Origin of the sequence: Oligoflexus sp. (genome assembly GCF_035712445.1) — a bacterium.
GTDB lineage: Bacteria > Bdellovibrionota_B > Oligoflexia > Oligoflexales > Oligoflexaceae > Oligoflexus.
In genome coordinates, this window is record NZ_DASTAT010000042.1 from 15,960 (window position 1) to 32,749 (window position 16,790).

Genomic DNA, 16,790 nt, shown 5'->3' on the forward strand with positions numbered 1-16,790 from the left:
TGGCTGGTTTTTCTACCGCTCATGGTTATTTTTTTGAAAGCCTGCTCTCAGGAGTCGGCACATTTGGATGTGATTGGAGGGGAGCCGGCCGCGGCTCCTCCTTTTTTTGTGGCCCTGCATGAGCCTGGAGAATCTAGTCCTTTTTGTGGTGGGACTTTGATTGGAAAGAATCTCGCAGTAACAGCTGCGCACTGTGTAAGTAATGCGTCCGGACCTATTGAAGTGTGGCTGGGGGTATCGGATTTGAAGAATCGACCCGAGCCCATTCGGGTCGAAGCCGTTCGCGTACACCCGCAGTATCATAATCGGCGCTTTCAGCATGATGTGGCTTTGCTTTTCTTGGAGCGGGATAATGGGAATGAAACCGCAGCGATGAGCGTGAAGGGGAGGGCAGAGGAGCCGCTTCATTTACTAGGTTTTGGAAACACAAGTCGCAAGGGTCACACATACCCTGATCAGATTCAGTCGGCTTATGTGAACGAAGTGCCGGCTTATGAATGCGAGGCGCTGGGTGGACCCTATAAATTCGTCATCGGCCAGCAGATATGTGCGTCAGCGCCCTTATCGGATAGCTGTGATGGGGATTCAGGCGGGCCTCTGCTTCTGCAAGGCCAACTTTATGGGATTGTAAGCTGGGGGACGGGCTGTGGAGATCCGACTCAGCCTGGAGTTTATACAAGGGCGGCGTCGTATCGGGAATGGATTGAGACGGAGAGGAATGCGCGACTTCCCATTGAGGAATTGGCTTACGCGGTTTTCTACTATCCCCTTGTCCATGACGGTCGCCAATTCACGGCGGGTTATCATCTGTGGAAGGAGGAAGCCCTGCCATCACAGGAAGAGGCTTTGGAGGCGTGGACAAGGTCCTATCGTGGCCAGGAGTATGTCCTCCGTCTATTGAAAGTCGGTCCCCAGCGCTATCGCTTTGAATTTCGGGCAGATGGGAAGGTTTTTTCAACGCCGGCTCCATATTCCAAAATAGGACCTGGATAGGCCTTCTGGGCTGAAGCACTACGGGTGTCAGGATTATAGACAGGCAAGGCGGGTTCATCGCCTGTCATTACTGCTATTTGGATTTGGGACAGGGACTTGCTCTTAGGGAATCGGCTGTTGTTGTTGTTGAGACCCCCTGCGGAGCTGTTAGCCATGAAAACGATGTCGTCCCTGTCCGAAGACCTATTGATGGATCAGTATGCCCAACCTGCCTTTCTCCCCCCACTCTGGCGCGTGATTTTCCAGGAAGCGATGCGCGGGCATCACATTCTCTTTTCGAAGTCCCTGCTTCAGTCGATCAACGAAGAGACTGTGCTGCAAGGTGCAGCAAATGAGACTCTGGAAGAATTCTGTGTGCATCTTTTCGCGGCCCCGGATCTGAAATCCATCCGCACCATGATCAGCTTTTTACCCCAAGATGAACAAAAGCAGCTCTTTGCCATTTATCTCAAGATGATGCAAAGCCTGCGGGAAGAAAACAAGATCTCGATGCACTGAGCAAAACGCGGGACTGGCGTTTTTTGATATGATGAAGAGTAGCTTTAAAACCTTCATCGCTATCAAGAGGCTTTCATGGCAGACGCCAGCTCCTCATCAGAATCCAAAGGCATGTGGCAGGCTCTGCGCCGGTTTCGTTTGATCCGGCCGGAAGACGGTTACTCTCAGGAAATCGTCCTGCTGGTTATTTTGATAGGCAGCGCCTTCACGCTTGCCTCTCTGATCTCTTTTTCCCCATTTGATCCCTCAAGCTATAACTACTCCTTTCCCCCAAGATCGCCACAAAACGTCGGCGGCATGCTCGGGTCCTATCTTGCGGCTTCGCTTATCTATAGGCTCGGGGTGGTGGCATTTCTGCTTCCCCTGCCCTGGCTCTGGATGAGCGTGGCCTGTGTCCTGGGCCAGACGGATGCCTTCCGCAAGTCGCGCATACTGGGCTGGGCTTTGCTGTTTGTGAACCTGCTCATGGCCGCGACGGAATGGGCTCCTGATCTTTCCATTGAAGGCTTGAAATATCTGCCCGGGGGCGCCGCTGGCTTTTACATGCACAAGGCCTTCACCTTCGGCGTCGGGGCCGCGGGTCTGACGATCTTTCTGGTTGCGAGCCTGCTTCTGGGCCTTGTCATGATACGGCGTCAGCCTATCGTGAAACCGCTCTTGGAAAAAATTCGTGATCGCTGGCTGGAGCGTCAGACTGCGAAACCTGCAAAGCCCTCTTTTTGGAGCCGCTTTCAGTGGAAGAAAAAAGCCAAGGTTCAAAATACGCCCCCCGCACGCAACGAAATTTTGGAACCCGCTTTTGCCGTGGCCCCTCTTCAGGAAGCACTGGCAGGCATCACCATCAAAGCGCCCTTTGGAAATGAAGGCATGATTCCTGAGCCTCCTTTAAAAAAGGATGTGCCGCCTGCCGTCGACGTCAAAGCCTCCGAGCCTCTTGCCCTCGATATTCCTGAAGAGAACAGCGAGGCTCAGTACGAGCCGCCTCCGGCTGGACTCTTTCGCACTAGCCCTTTCGTAGCCGCGATTGACGAAGGACAGAAAAAAGAATTCGAACAGACCGCAGAGTCCCTGGTCAAAGCCTTCAGTGAATTTGGGATCGGTGGCGAAATCATCGCCATTCAACCAGGACCCGTTGTCACTGTTTACGAATTTCAACCGCACGCCGGCACCAAGCTCGCCAAGGTCACCGGGCTTTTGGATGATATCGCCCTGGCTCTGCGGGTCGACTCCATCTTTATCCACCCCGTTTCCGGCAAACGCGCCCTGGGTGTTCAGGTTCCCAATAAAAAACGCGACACGGTATTTCTGGGCGACCTTGTTCAGAATGCAGCATTTCAAAATCCCGCATCGCCTTTGACCTTTGCCCTGGGCAAGGCCTTGAACGGTGAACCCATCTGCTGTGACCTTGCGGCCATGCCTCACCTTCTGATGGCGGGTCAGACGGGATCGGGTAAATCGGTGGCCATCAATGCCCTGCTCACAAGCTTAATCCTGAAGGCAAGGCCCGAGCAGGTGCGCATGATCCTCGTCGATCCGAAGATCCTGGAGCTTAAGATCTATGAAGGCATTCCCCATCTTCTGATGCCCGTCATCACTGAGCCTTTAAAAGCCTCACTCGCTCTGAAGTGGGCCTGTCAGGAGATGGACCGCCGTTATCAGCTGATGGAAACCGCCAGCGTCCGTCATCTCACGGGTTTCAATCAGTTCTGGGATAACGCGACGAGCGAGCAAAAGGATGCGATCCGTGAGCGTTTCCCTGATACCGATATCGGCAAACTCCCCTTTATCGTGGTTGTGATCGACGAGCTGGCCGACCTTATGCTGATGGCCTCGAAGGATGTGGAAGCCTCGATCCAGCGCCTTGCGCAGAAAGCGCGAGCCAGCGGCATCCACCTCGTCCTTGCAACCCAAAGACCCTCGGTGGACGTGATCACCGGCGTGATCAAGGCCAACCTGCCTTGCCGTATCGCCTTTAAGGTCTTTTCCCGGATCGACAGCCGCACCATTCTCGATAGCATGGGCGCGGAGCGTCTTCTGGGGAAAGGTGATATGCTGTTCCTCAGACCCGGTTCGTCACGACTGGAACGCATTCAAGGCGCCTTCCTTGCCGATGAGGAAGTCGTCACGATGGTCGATCACATCAAAAAATCCAGTGAGCCGCATTACGATGCGAGCGCGATGGAATGGATTGATGAAGAATATCAAAGACAGTCGAATCCCTCGGGCTTTGAAGCGGCTGCGGACGCGCCCGGAGGCAGTGATCCCAAGTGGGGTGAAGCCATTGCCATTGCCCAGCGTCAGGGCGCGATCAGCGCTTCCTATCTGCAGCGCATGCTGAAGATCGGTTACAACCGCGCCGCTCGCATCGTCGAGGCGATGGAAGCCCAGGGTCTTGTGGCCAAAGCGGACGGCAGTAAACCACGTGCCTGGATAGGAACGTCGCCATGAATGCCTGGAAAGACGATAGCATGTATAACGCCTATCCGAAGCTCGTCGAGGACGGTTGCTCGACGACGGATGGCGTGCATCTGGAAATGCTCCGCAGCAAAAGTTTTGACGGCGGAATTCCGATGCTGACAGTTCCCGGCATGATCGGAACGGCTTCGATGTTTGCCGAGCGCATCGAAATGATTCAGCCAAGGCCGGGCATCGCGTTCAGTCATCGCGGCTGTGGTGGAAGCTCCAGTCCCAGCGAAGGCCATTATGATTTCGCGTCCCGCTGCCTCGATATCACGGCCGTGGTCGAGCATTATAAACTGCAGGAATACTTTCTGTACGCCTTCTCACGCGGCGTGCCGCTGGCCGTTCAGCATGCCCTGGATAATCCAGGCCGGGTCAAAGGGCTCATCCTGGATGATGCCGAGCCCATCTATCCGCAGCTTTCGCGTCAGTGGGTGCAGAGGATGATAGCCGCCCAATTTTTATGGGCGCACCCCTTTGCTTTGGAGCGTATACAGAAGGAATCAGTCGAATGCGATCTTTACGATCGACTGCCGGAGATTCAGGTTCCTGTTTTGATTTTCCGCGGGGAACAGGAAGGCTCACTTCTCAGCAAAGCCGCGGCGCAGAAAATGATGGATCGTCTTCCCAAGGCGGAGCTGGTTCAGCTTCCCAACAGTGGACATGGCGCCAGTCCTGTGGATATCCCTGACTATCGGGATGCCATCGTGGAATTTCTTAATCGTCTGGATCCCCTGAGCGTAGCGCGTCCAGCATAGTACTGAGTTCCTTGCCCATGGTTTCGAGGCTAAAGAGCTGCCGCGCGGCCTCGGCCCGGGCCTGCCTTTGGCTCGTGGACTCCTGCGACGCCTGCCACAGTTTTTCCGTCAGCAGCGTGGCCGCCCGTTCTTCACTGAGTCCACGGTAACTGCTGCCAAAGCTTTTATCGCTCAGGCATTCCTCCAAAGACCCCACACCCGAAACAAAGAGCGGCACGCCGCAGAGCAAAAATTCCTCGGCCACCCGACAGATCACTTCCGATCCTAAACTTGAAATCACAGCCAAATCCGTGGCGCTCATCACTTCACCGATTCGATCGACGCGTTCCGCGCGCAGACGCCAATTTTCCCCTTCCCGCAGGCGATGATCAGCCGCCATCCGGCGCAGCTGCTCGGGGGAAATATTTGCGCCTTCACCGATGATTTCCAGGAAGGGCTCGGGTCGGTTCTTCGGCCAGAGCCGCAGCACCTGGCGAAAGATACTGAAAAAAGTCTGATGCCCTTTGATGGGATCGAGTCGACCCAATATGCGAAGAGTGGGACGTCTGACCTCGGCGAATGCTTCGGGATGAAAATAAAACTTCCCCGAATCAATGCCGAGCGCCACAGACCAGACCGGCTGCCAGATGATGTTCTGAAAGCGTTCCTCAAGAATCCTGGCAGGCACCAGCATGGCCACGCAGTGCTGCATGTTCAGGCGCGTTTTAAGCGGCGGCAGGCGATCGGTCACATCCCTGTCCTGGCCTCGAAATCGCACCCGCAAAGTTCGCGGGATAAAGCGTGCGAGAAAAGTCTCCGGTCCGCCGAAGAGCAGGACGGCATCAGGGTTTATGCTCTTTTTCAAACGCCGCAGCTTGAGGCTTTCTTTCAGGCCGAAATCAACGAAGGAATCCCCAGGAAGATCGTAGGATCGCGCCCGACGCTCCCCCGGTGAATCCGTCAGCCCTGAAAAAAACACAGTCCAGCCGTTCAGCCGAAGAGCCCGCGCCGCGCTCAAGGCGTATTCCGTGATGGCACTGTTCCAGCGGTTGGAACAAAGGATCCAGGCAACTCCTTGACTCATGAAGGGCGCCTCTTTTCGATGATTTTCGCGTATTTGATATAGGCGTAGAGCGAGGAAATCAAAGCGTAGGTATAACCAGGATAGCCATCGAGAAAGCCCAGACGGAAAACATAGCGCGAGACAAATTCAAGCCAGGGCCGCAGCAGATGGCCCAGCATCGGCACGCGCTTGCCTTCCGCCATATGCCGCTCGGCAATCGCCGTGGTGTAGCGGTTGAAGCGTACGAAATAATCGCTTAGATCCCGGTAGCTATAATGCCAAAGAAGTCCCTGCGCAAGTCGCGCCACGCGGCCTGGTACTTTCAGTTCCTCGTGAATGCTGCCGACGTACCGGCCCTCACTTCGCAAAAAAAGCCGGACCGGCCAGTCCCGTGTTTTTCCGAAATGCATGCGCCTTCCCATGAAGACGAGCCGCCTTTGCACGCGGTACGCTTGAACCCCTGCCTCAGCGTCCGAAATGGCCCCTGAAATCGCATCCCGCAAGGAGGCGTCCAGTTCCTCGTCCGCATCCACGGAAAGCACCCAGCGGCGCGTTGCATGCGCGAGAGCGGCATTCTTATGCTCGGCGAAATTGGTGAAAGGGCGCTGGTAGACCCGCGCCCCGAATTCCTGGGCGATGGCCGCAGTTCGATCCGTACTGCCGGAATCGAGCACGATGATTTCACTGCCTGGGGGAAGGCTTTTGAGACAACGAGGAAGATTGGCTTCCTCATTGAAGGCGATGATAACGACAGAAAGATCGAGGGGCTCGTTCATGGGATCTCAAATGAGATGCCCCGATCGAGCTCTGACTGACCGAGGTCTGACCGATCGAGGTCTCACCGATCATGCCTGGAGCATCAGAAGGGGGCGTTGGTTGCCGTCCAATAATCCTGGTTTTCGTTGATCCGCAGCATGGCAGGGTATCCGGCCATCGAACCTTCGTCACGATTGTACTTCGTGAGAACGACGATCGTCGCGGCCTTGCCTTGTTTGATCACACGACCCACTGCGACAATGTAATTATATTGGTTTTTGATTTCAACATAATCACCGACAGTGCCAAGACGGGGGGTGACGGTGCAAAAGACTTTTTTGTCCTTGCCCTGGTCACGACTGGCATCCACAAAGGAGCTTTCCTTGAGTTTTTTACAGGCTTTCACAGCGGCCGCGAAGGACACGTTGGAAAGAAAAAACGAGGAGAGTACACCAGCAACCGAGATCATCCACATCCAATGCAAAAACGACTTCAACATCCGCATAAGAACTCCACATCAATTCCGCTTCTGGCCCAGCTCAACGGGATTCGGCCAGTTCTGCGGATTATAAAGCAATCCCTGTGCCTGTCAATATGCCTGTGACAAATTGATTTCGTTGGACTTTATTTGCGACCGTAAGATTCTTCCCTCGACAGCTGTCAGGAAACCTTACACTCTGGGGGCGAACCATCGCTGAAGGAGGGGCTTATGAATCGGTTATCACAGGAAATTTCTCCATATTTGCTGCAGCACGCTCATAACCCCGTGGATTGGTATCCCTGGGGCGAGGAAGCCTTTGCGCGCGCCCGCCAGGAGAATAAACCCATATTTCTTTCCATTGGCTACGCAACCTGTCACTGGTGCCATGTGATGGAAGGCGATTCCTTTGAAAAAGAGGACGTTGCGGCCATCCTGAATCAATATTTCGTGCCGGTGAAAGTCGATCGCGAGGAACGTCCCGATGTGGACGCGATTTATATGCGGGCTGTGCAGGCCATGAACCAAAGGGGCGGCTGGCCCCTGTCCGCGGCCTTGACTCCGGAAGGGAAGCCTTTCTGGGGCGGAACATTTTTTCCACGCGAGCAGTTTAAGCAGATTCTCGGACGTCTTGCGGAAGTCTGGAAGAATAAGCAGCAGGATATCGAAGACAGCGCCTTTGAACTGATGGAACACCTGAAAATGGTGGAGGATGAAGTCAGCCAGGAAAAGGACTTCGATACTCGGCCTTTGAAAGGTTTTTTGGAGCGGGAACTCAAGGCCTATGACCCGGAATGGGGCGGTTTCGGAAGCGCTCCGAAATTTCCGCCGGCCATGGCTTTGATGGCTCTCCTGCGCATTGCCCGAAACGAAGACGATGAGCGTGCCCGCGAAGCCGTGATCGGCACTTTGGATGGCATGGCTCGCGGCGGGATGCGCGATCATGTGGGGGGTGGGTTTCACCGTTATTCCGTGGATGCCACCTGGCTCGTGCCGCACTTTGAAAAAATGCTCTATGACAATGCGCTTTTGACTTTGGCCTATGCGGAAGGCTATCAGATCACGCGTTCCGATGACTATCGCGATGTCGTTGCCACGACGCTTTATTACGTCATGCACGATATGCAAAGCCCCGAGGGCGGTTATTACTCGGCAGAGGACGCGGACAGTGAAAAAACCGAAGGCAAGTTCTACGTCTGGTCGATGGACGAGCTGAAACAGATCTTCAATCCCGAAGAGCTGGAGCAGTTCCGCGGCTATTTCGAAGTGAAGGACGAAGGCAACTTTCATGTTGATCAGCGCGTGGAAGAGCTGGAGCAGGCGGCTGGACTGAAGGCGGTGCAAAGGGCCAATATTCTGCATCAGCAGAAAAGGCCGCGGCTTGCAACCATGGCCGATCCCATCTATCGCGACCTGATTGAAAAATTGCAGAAGGTCCGGGAAAAACGCGTGCGTCCCCTAAGGGATGATAAGGTCCTGGCCGCGTGGAATGGCCTTATGATCGGCGCGATGGCCAAGGCTCATAAAGTCTTCGGTGAAATTGCCTGGCTGCAAAGCGCGCAAAGAGCGGCTGACTTCGTGCTCACGCGCATGCGGAAAGATGGGCGTCTGCAAAGGTCTCATCGAGCCGGTCAGACCCGTTTCAATGCCTATCTTGAAGATTATGCCGGCATGATCTTCGGACTTATCGAACTCTATGAGGCCAGCTTTGATGCGAAGTGGCTACGGGCTGCGATTGAACTGCAGAATAAGCAGGATGAACTTTTCTGGGATGAATTGGGCGGCGCTTACTTCGATCATGATGGCGAGGATGGAACCGTACTTTTGCGCGGCAAGGACTTTTTGGATAACGCGACGCCAGCGGGCAACAGTCTGAGCGCCTGGAATATCCTGCGACTGAGCGCGATGAGCGGCAGTCTGGAGCGGGAAGCCAAGGCCGAGCAGATTCTGCGCAAGACCGCCGACCTGATGCAAAGATTTCCCGGTTCCTTTCCGATGTTGATGCTGGCGCTGGATTGGATCAGCGGGCAGCACTGGGAAGTGGTCATCGCGTCGGAGCATCCAGAAAAGGATCTCCGTTGGCCCGAGCTGAGTCCGGCTTTTACTCCACACGCTGTCTTTTTGAAAGCGGATGAAAGTCTGGCTGACCTGTGTCCGAACCTATCCGGCAAAGACACACGAGGCGGAAGGACGCTTTACTATCTTTGTGAAAAAGGCAGTTGCCAGCAGCCAACGGATGATGCTGAACTGGTGCGCAGTATGCTGCGAGACTCACCAACCAGATAAGGGGAAAGCGTCACATGGCCCAGGCAAGGACAGCAGACGAGTGGATCCGTTGTTTGAATCTAACGCCGCATCCCGAGGGCGGTTACTATCGGGAGAGCTATCGCTCTTCCGGCCTGATCGCGGAATCCTCGCTCCCGACCGGCATGAAGGGGGAGCGCTGCTACGGAACAGCCATTTACTTTCTCTTACGGTCTGGTCAGGTTTCGCGCTGGCACCGCATTAAAAGCGATGAACTTTGGTTTTATCACGCCGGCGCGCCTTTGGAAGTCATTGTGCTTTTGAATGATGACTGTGAAAAGAGGCTGCTTTTGGGCCTTGATATCGCGGCCGGTCAGCATCCGCAGGTCATGGTGCCCGCCGGATGCTGGTTTGGATCGCGCCTTGCGGCTGGTCGCGAGGATTACAGCCTCGTCAGCTGCACGGTTTCACCGGGCTTTGATTTTCAGGATTTTCAGCTGGCGACGTCACAGGACACGGAAAAATTTCCTGCTCTTTGGAAGCATCCCGAGCTTCTTCCTGTGATGAATACGCAGCGCTAGAACGCAGGGGTCCCAGGACCCCGGGATTTCCTTCCCTGATTTCCGCCATATAGAACAAGACCTCCGCTTTTTTCTTATTTCTTCTCAGGTCTTTTTTCGATTTTCCGAATTCCCTTCAAGAAACTGATACGTTTCTCCGAAAAGAACTCAAGAGTCACCGATTTATACGGGTGCAAAGAATTGAGTATGAATCATCTCCATCGCCGCACTCTTGCCTCAGTTATGAGCGCCATCATGCTGCTGACCGTGGCGTGCAAAAACGAGAATTTCGGGAAAACGCCCAGCAGCAACAGCAAAAGCGTGAACCCCGAACCATCCACCAAAACACCGACCGCAGCGCCGAAGGATGCAATTCCGCGCGTGGAATATCCAGGCGGTGATCCCAGTGACTTCACCAACTTTGAAGTGGGTGAGGAGGCCTCGATTGCCACCGACATCACAGGCACCTATCTTTCCATTCCCAAAGGAATCCTGGAAGCCGGCAAAGCCATTGCCATCCGGGCTCAGGAAAAGGTTACCGATGCCATGGTGCAGTCCATCAAGCTTGTGGTCCCCAAAAACGCCTTGCCTTCGGAAAATAATCTTGTCGTTCTTTATCAAATGACGACGGAAAAAGGCGAAGCCTTCTATGGATTGATTCCGCGAAAGGACCTTGAGGTCAAGGCCGATTCCATTAGCTTTCAGCCCAAAGGCCTTGGTGTCTATCAGGCGGCCATGGCTCCAGTTCTAATCCCGGAGGCGCGTCAGGTTCCACTTCTGACCGTAAACACGCCGCGCCTGAAACTTCTTTTCAGCTATAATACCCCCGACATCGCCAGTGATATCGTGATCGATGGAACGGCTGCCTACGTTGCGGATGGCAACGGCATCGAAATTTTAAACTGGTCCGCTGCAAACGGCTTGAGCGCCAATACCCGGGTCAATGGAACGGGAACCATCAATTCGATTATCAAAGCAGGGAGCCGCTTTTATGTTGCGGCGGGCGCTGCAGGGCTCGGTGTCCTCGATCCTTTGAACCTTACGCTTCAGATGACCGATGCACGCGGCGTGACCAATGGCATCGCCGTGGCGGCAAATCTGAATAACATCTATGTGACCCAGGAAGCGACAGGAGACAATGGTACACGCCCCGGCATCTCACGCTTTGATATCCAGCAGGCGCAGCCTCGCTATGAAGTCACCGGCGCTCTGGGGCCGGATGACAGCACGCCCAATGCCTTCGCCATTCAGATTTCCGGAACGGTTGCTTATGGACTCTGCCGCACGGGAATTTCCAGCTATGATATCACCCAAAACGATCGCATCAATCTTATGAGTCGCGTGGAGCTTGATGGTTCAGGTGAAAAAGTTCTCTTTCATGCCAGCCGCCTTTATGTGGCCGAGAAAAGCACCGGGATCATGTCCGTGAATGCCTTAAACCCCAGTACCCTCAGCATACTGGGCCGACTGAGTTTGCCGCAGGTTTTGGATATGGCCGCCACCGGCAAGTACCTTGTGGCCGTCGATGCCGTGCGTAAGGTCAGCCTTATTGATATCAGCGACCCTGCTCATCCTTTGATTCTGAATCAGATGCTGGTCGCCGGACTCCCGACGCGGGTCAAAATCTTTGGCGACTTTATTTTCATCACCATGGCCGATACCGGAGTGGCTGTCGTGGCCATTGAAACGCCCGCTGCGCTTTAAGCGCAAAAGGAAGGACAAGGATGTCCCGAGCGACACCTGACAAACCTGGATTCCTTCCAGCCCTGCTTGCGGGTCTTCTGAGCCTTGCTTTTCTCGCGCTTTATTTCACGCCGGTCCAGGATTATATTTCCAAACAAGTCAGTCGGCCTCTCGAATTCCGCTTTCGCGCCTGGATGGGTCAAACTCCAACGCTGGATCCACGTATTAAGATCTTTGCGTTTGATGACCAGACCGTGAGCTATCTCGGTTACCATGATCTCACTTTGGATGGCTGGCAAAAGCTGGCCGCGCATTTTGCGGCCAGGAATCCGCGGGCGCTCTACATAGATAAGCTCTTCAGTCTGCCGCTTCAGGAACGTGTTTACGACCCGCTCGATCCGAATAAAGCGAAGGCCTTTGTGGATGGCATGCGAGCGCTTGGTGTTCCTGTCATCTCGGGCGGCTTTATATCGGCTCTGCAGTTACCAGGGCGGCGGATGATGTCGCTCTTTCATCCTGACTACTATCTGAAAGATGCTCCGGCATGGCCACCCATTGAACAGGGATATTTCTATGGTCCCCATCCTTTTCTTCGCGATGCCTTCCGTATCGGGCACATCACTAACAGCGACTTTGGTTATGCAAGACCTTTCATTCGCATAGATCCCCAGTCCCTTGTTCCCCATGCCGCCTTTCTAAGTCTCGGCAGTCTTAAGGTCCAGCAGCAGGAACTGCTTTTGGGTGAGCAGGTGATTCCCTTGAATCATCGCAACCTGATTCCCATCAACTTCAATGAGCGCGAAGACTATGTTGCACGCGGCAAAACCAAAAGCCTGAAATTTGTTCTGCAGCGACTGCAGCAGGGAACACCTGAAACTGATGTCGGACCGGACGATATCGTGGTCATCCTGCCCGCGATGTTCACCGGCAATACCGATTGGAAGGATACTCCGGTGGGTCGCCTGCAGGGCGGATACTTTGGGGTGGCGCTATTGAACAGCGCGCTTCAGAACTCCTGGCTGAAGGAATCCTTGAGCTGGAACGTCGCGCTCTTGACTGTGACTCTGGGCGGGGCTGCTATCACCGCTCTTTTCCTGCCGCCCTGGATCGCAGCGCTTGTCATCATGGGTTTGACCCTTCTTCTGCCTGCTCTGGGACTCATGCTCTTCAGCTACCAGGGATTGATTCTACCCTGGCTCTGGTGCAGCCTGGCTGTGGGTTTGGGAGGCAGTGTGGTGCTGCTGGAACGCATGCGATCGGAAAATCATAAATCCCGCATACTGATCAGCAGCCTCCGCGGTGCGCTATCGCCTGAGCTTGCCGACAGCATAGCCCGCAATCCGAAGATCCTGCATGGCGATCCGGTCGAGCAGATCGTCAGCATCATGTTCGTGGACATTGTGGGTTTCAGTCTGACCACCGAACGCCTGACGGCCAAGGAAGCCTTTCAGCAGCTGAAGGACCAGTTGGAATATATCGTGGAAAAGGTCCATGAGTTTGGTGGACTGGTGGATAAGAGTCTCGGTGATGGTGTGCTGGCTTTCTTTGGTTATCATTTCGATAGGGAAGCCAGCCAGGTGGGGCACGCGGATCAGGCGCTTTTATGTGCGATCGAAATTCAAAAGGAAGCTCTGCGGCGAGCCGAGGCTTTGAAAGGCAGTGGCAAGCCGGTCTTTCCCTTGCGAATTGGGATCAATACAGCGACCGTTTATATCGGAAACCTGGGGACGGAAGGCCGCATTGATTTTACGCTGATTGGCAACGGCGTTAACTTTACCGCGCGCCTGGAACATGCCTGTGCTCCCTATCGAATCATGCTGGGTCTTTCCACGTTTGATCTTCTGGCCAAATTTTCTCCGCGCGATCCGGGTGTGAGCAGCAAGGAAATTCACATCAAACACCATAAAAAGCCTATTCGCTGCTTTGAGTACAATCCCTTTCATGAAGCTGATGGCTCCCTGCGTTCTGCGCTGGATTATTATGGGGAGTATCACAAGCTTTATACCAATGAACCACGCTGGTATCTTGAGGCGAGTGACTACATCACGCTTCAGACAGCCTTGGGCGAGGCGGCCCTGGTCAATTTCTCGGTGGGTGGCGTCGCGATTATTCTGAACCAGAGGCTCCATCGCGAGGAGACTTTGCGTTTGAGCCTTGATGTGGGCGAGGGTGAACCGGCTCACGAAATCCGGGTGAAGACCTGCTGGTCGCGGGTTTTGGATTCGGGGCAGATCATCCACGGCTGCCAGTTCATGGGAAATACCGTTCAGGAAGAGGAACGTTTTGTTCAAGGTCTGCGTGATGTGATCGGCCGCCTGGGGCGGAAGGTCGGGATTCTGCCGCGCAGTCGACCGGCGGCTTGATGGTGGGTCGAACCTTTCTTGTCATCGTTTTTATTCTGCTGACCTCACCGCTCGGGGCGCAGACCTTCTATGCCGGCGCAGATGCTGGGACAAGTCACTCGGATCACGGTCTTGGCGTCTACACCGGAGTCAACTGGAAGGATCTGAGCACAGAACTTGGCTATGGCGTTCATTCCAAGAAGAATCTTCTCGGTCATCCCTGGTCATTGGCCCTGGCCTGGCGGTTTCCGGATTTTTACCTCAAAGCCGGCCTTTCGCATTATAGAGGCAAGGGGAGTCGGCGCGTTCTTTTTGAAGATGACAGCGACTATAACGTCCAGGCCCGCTGGAATCTTCTTTATACCCGCATTGGTGCCGGTTTCGTGAAGCCACTCAACAATCATGTGAATTTTGGTCTGGAAGCAGGAATGGCCCGTGTTTCCGCCGGGTCTGTTGACTATGAAAGTGGAGCCGATCAGACCAATCTTTCACGACCTCGCGGGATCGTGGTCGATGATTTTTATTTCTATGAGCGGCCTACCTATGCAGGGCCTGATGAAATCGGCCTTATCTATATGCGGGTCTTTATTCAAATTGATTTGGGAGAGTGACCATGCGAGGGATCGCGGCTCTATGCCTTCCTCTTCTGATGGCCTGCGATGTTTTCGTAGCAGGGGTCAAGGGCGGCCTTCTGCGCATTGACGTCGAAAATACCCGTGATGCTGCGTTGAATCTGGAAATATCGAGTGTTCTTGAAGAAGAACATACAGTGCAGAGTCCGATTTCCACCTATTCCATCGACGCTGCATCCCACACAACCCTTTTGCACGGTTTTCCCTGTCGGCGTTATGGAAAGGATGCTGTCCTAAGTGAATTCACGTTCAAGGCCGGGCCCAATTTTCATTGCTCGTTTCGAGCCCGACCAGGGTGTGGAGAGTTTCCCATTCAGCTCCGCTGCGGGAATGATGGCTGCACTCTGGAGAACCTTCCCTGGCCTGTACGGTGCGAGTGATCTATTCCACTGAAAAATTATAGTGCAGAGCAAAGCCTACACTGCCCACCTGATTGTACGAAATGCCTCCGCGATTTTTCACAAAAGCCAGCTCGGAATCCAGCAGAGCATATTCCAACGACGCACTGAAACTCGGATTCAGCTTCAGGCGCAGACCCGTAAAGAGCGTGGGACGTAAAGCTGAGGGCACATAGTAGCCTTTGGGATACTGCTCAGGAAGCTGCAGGAAGAGTTCATCATCCGGACTGTAAATCGCCCCGAGTCCAAGGTAGGGGCGCAGCGAAACTTCCGCCTCATGACCCACCGTGAAAAGATACCAAAGACCTTTCACAGTCAAGGACCGTACATCAAGGCCTGCGAGACGCTGCGGCGTCCACCCATAAAGCGCATCGGCACCAAAAGTCGAGCCGACATAACCGAGGCCGATCGCGGCATAGCCTGCGTACGCCGCATGCTGGGTGTTCAGAAACACATCCGCCCGAGCCGGGGTCGCAAGAAACAGAAGACCGATGGACAGAGCCCATGCTTTTTTCATGATTACTTGTCCTCGCTGCAGGTGAGATGGCAGAGGTCAAATTGGATGGAGCGATCCTCGTTAATCGTCATGATCGAATAGCGGACGCCTTCCACCTTGGGGACGATGTAATAGGGAATGCCATCTTCCACAGAGAAGAAATCGGTCTTGCCGCCCCGATGACCATGGAGCGAAGCCAGAATACCGGCTTCGCTGTTGTTGCCTTTCCAAAGCGAAACCTGCTCTTCGCGATGTGCATCCACCACAGGCGGGATATGCGAGGCGGTGATGGTGTTACGATCAAGCTGCTGCTGCAGCCAGGAAAAATTCGTGTCGCCAAACTCGAATTGATTGTTGTTGAACATCACAAATTTCAAGCCGGCAAAGCCGAAGGTGTAATCAAAAGGCCCAAACATGTCCCGATAGATGCGTTTGCCGTGGGCGATGGCATCATGATTGCCAACCACGGTCAAATTCGGAACCCGCAGCTTTTCCAAGGCTTCCGCAGCCCAGATGTATTCATGCTGCAAACCATAATCGGTCAGATCCCCGAGCACGAGGACAAGGCTCACATCATCACGGTCATTGATTTTTTCGACGACTCGTTCCAGGTCATAGGGAGTTCCTTGAGGGTCACCCAACAAAGCCAGGCGAACAGGGAATTCTGGATCGGGCAGAGCCTCGACTTTAGCCAGATTGCGGTCGGTGAGATTTTTGTAATCATCCGGCACCGTAACCGCCCAGGGAGTCAAACGCTCCGTGCAGGCAGTGAGTACAACAACACAACAAAGTATTCGCAGCATGGAATTACCTCAGCAACGGAAACAGCAGGAGAAGGAGCAGTCGCCTGCGAAGCGACGGGGCACTTCAAGCAAAAATCGGTCTGTAATTTAATTCATGAATATCGGGGGCTTGCATTTGATGAGTCTGTCAAATTTCTGGTCAGCTGCTGAAAACTTGAGGCGCCGCAAAATATCAGCAATATATTTTCCTGCCCATCGTCTCTTCTCGCGTAACCCAATTCCAAGGGGAGGTCAGACACTCATGTTCGCAGCAGCACGCAAAAGTTTATGGAATGCCGTCAAGGCTGGTCTTATGGCCGCCACTCTTTGGACCTGCGTCTTTAGCGCGATCCTCTGGTTTTTTTCCAAGCCGACGATTCCGTATCTGAACTTTGTTCAGATCCTGGCCCCCTATGCCCTGGCGTTTTTCGGAACTGCAGCTCTGGTCTTTGAATGTCTGACGCAATGGATCGCAGCTGATGCTATAAAATTTGGCAGAGACTAGTCCTTATGAATGAAGTCGCGGGCTGAGTGATTCGGCCCACAAAGCGCCAACTCTAACGTCCCTCGCGTTCCGTGATCCTGCTTTTCATCCTCAGCTTCATCTTCGCTCTGTCCACGGGTAGGCATCGACCTCAAAAAAAATTTATACATTCGGGCATCAAGCC

At 54.1% G+C, this 16,790-nt stretch carries 16 protein-coding genes; 11 read left to right on the forward strand and 5 right to left on the reverse strand.

Features of this window, described 5'->3' with window-relative positions:
* Positions 1-21: 21 nt before the first annotated feature.
* From VFO10_RS08800 to VFO10_RS08815, 4 genes are all read left to right on the forward strand, one after another.
* Positions 22-993 (forward strand): serine protease, encoded by a 972-nt coding sequence (locus VFO10_RS08800; RefSeq protein ID WP_325139208.1) that lies wholly within the window; start codon positions 22-24, stop codon positions 991-993.
* Positions 994-1,146: 153 nt separating this feature from the next.
* A complete protein-coding gene (locus tag VFO10_RS08805; RefSeq protein ID WP_325139122.1) occupies positions 1,147-1,491 on the forward strand; it encodes a hypothetical protein in 345 nt (114 codons plus the stop codon).
* Between the two features lie 75 nt (positions 1,492-1,566).
* Positions 1,567-3,939: a DNA translocase FtsK gene (locus VFO10_RS08810; protein WP_325139123.1), complete on the forward strand. Its 2,373-nt coding sequence runs from the start codon at positions 1,567-1,569 to the stop codon at positions 3,937-3,939.
* Complete coding sequence (locus tag VFO10_RS08815; protein WP_325139124.1) at positions 3,936-4,709, forward strand: alpha/beta hydrolase; 774 nt, start codon at positions 3,936-3,938, stop codon at positions 4,707-4,709. The genes VFO10_RS08810 and VFO10_RS08815 overlap by 4 nt, the downstream gene beginning before the upstream one ends.
* Here VFO10_RS08815 and VFO10_RS08820 read toward each other — a convergent pair.
* From VFO10_RS08820 to VFO10_RS08830, 3 genes are all read right to left on the reverse strand, one after another.
* Positions 4,669-5,772: a glycosyltransferase gene (locus tag VFO10_RS08820; RefSeq protein ID WP_325139126.1), complete on the reverse strand. Its 1,104-nt coding sequence runs from the start codon at positions 5,770-5,772 to the stop codon at positions 4,669-4,671. The two genes, VFO10_RS08815 and VFO10_RS08820, sit on opposite strands and share 41 nt — an antisense overlap.
* On the reverse strand, positions 5,769-6,527 hold the full coding sequence (locus tag VFO10_RS08825) for a glycosyltransferase family 2 protein (RefSeq protein ID WP_325139128.1): 759 nt from the start codon (positions 6,525-6,527) through the stop codon (positions 5,769-5,771). Before VFO10_RS08825 ends, VFO10_RS08820 begins: the two co-directional genes overlap by 4 nt.
* Positions 6,528-6,610: 83 nt before the next feature.
* The gene (locus tag VFO10_RS08830; protein WP_325139130.1) at positions 6,611-7,012 is read right to left on the reverse strand and encodes a hypothetical protein; all 402 of its coding nucleotides are present in this window, start codon (positions 7,010-7,012) and stop codon (positions 6,611-6,613) included.
* A 204-nt stretch (positions 7,013-7,216) separates the two neighbouring features.
* On the opposite strand from VFO10_RS08830, the gene VFO10_RS08835 reads away from it, so the two are divergent.
* From VFO10_RS08835 to VFO10_RS08860, 6 genes are all read left to right on the forward strand, one after another.
* Complete coding sequence (locus VFO10_RS08835) at positions 7,217-9,271, forward strand: thioredoxin domain-containing protein (RefSeq protein ID WP_325139132.1); 2,055 nt, start codon at positions 7,217-7,219, stop codon at positions 9,269-9,271.
* Between the two features lie 14 nt (positions 9,272-9,285).
* Positions 9,286-9,810, forward strand: a complete 525-nt coding sequence (locus VFO10_RS08840; protein WP_325139134.1) for a cupin domain-containing protein — start codon at positions 9,286-9,288, stop codon at positions 9,808-9,810.
* Between the two features lie 186 nt (positions 9,811-9,996).
* Positions 9,997-11,493, forward strand: coding sequence for a hypothetical protein (locus VFO10_RS08845; protein WP_325139135.1), 1,497 nt, complete (start codon positions 9,997-9,999; stop codon positions 11,491-11,493).
* Positions 11,494-11,513: 20 nt separating this feature from the next.
* Positions 11,514-13,835, forward strand: coding sequence for an adenylate/guanylate cyclase domain-containing protein (locus tag VFO10_RS08850; RefSeq protein ID WP_325139138.1), 2,322 nt, complete (start codon positions 11,514-11,516; stop codon positions 13,833-13,835).
* Positions 13,835-14,425, forward strand: coding sequence for a hypothetical protein (locus VFO10_RS08855; protein ID WP_325139140.1), 591 nt, complete (start codon positions 13,835-13,837; stop codon positions 14,423-14,425). Before VFO10_RS08850 ends, VFO10_RS08855 begins: the two co-directional genes overlap by 1 nt.
* A 2-nt stretch (positions 14,426-14,427) precedes the next feature.
* The gene (locus tag VFO10_RS08860) at positions 14,428-14,826 is read left to right on the forward strand and encodes a hypothetical protein (RefSeq protein ID WP_325139145.1); all 399 of its coding nucleotides are present in this window, start codon (positions 14,428-14,430) and stop codon (positions 14,824-14,826) included.
* A gap of 1 nt (position 14,827) precedes the next feature.
* On the opposite strand, the gene VFO10_RS08865 is transcribed toward VFO10_RS08860, so the two are convergent.
* Both VFO10_RS08865 and VFO10_RS08870 read right to left on the reverse strand, forming a co-directional pair.
* Positions 14,828-15,361 carry a hypothetical protein gene (locus VFO10_RS08865; protein ID WP_325139147.1) on the reverse strand — a complete coding sequence of 178 codons (534 nt, stop codon included), beginning with the start codon at positions 15,359-15,361 and terminating at the stop codon, positions 14,828-14,830.
* A gap of 2 nt (positions 15,362-15,363) precedes the next feature.
* Complete coding sequence (locus VFO10_RS08870; protein ID WP_325139149.1) at positions 15,364-16,143, reverse strand: metallophosphoesterase family protein; 780 nt, start codon at positions 16,141-16,143, stop codon at positions 15,364-15,366.
* 241 nt (positions 16,144-16,384) lie between these two features.
* Between VFO10_RS08870 and VFO10_RS08875 the strand changes: the two genes are divergently transcribed.
* On the forward strand, positions 16,385-16,627 hold the full coding sequence (locus VFO10_RS08875; protein WP_325139151.1) for a hypothetical protein: 243 nt from the start codon (positions 16,385-16,387) through the stop codon (positions 16,625-16,627).
* The last annotated feature ends 163 nt before the right edge of the window (positions 16,628-16,790 follow it).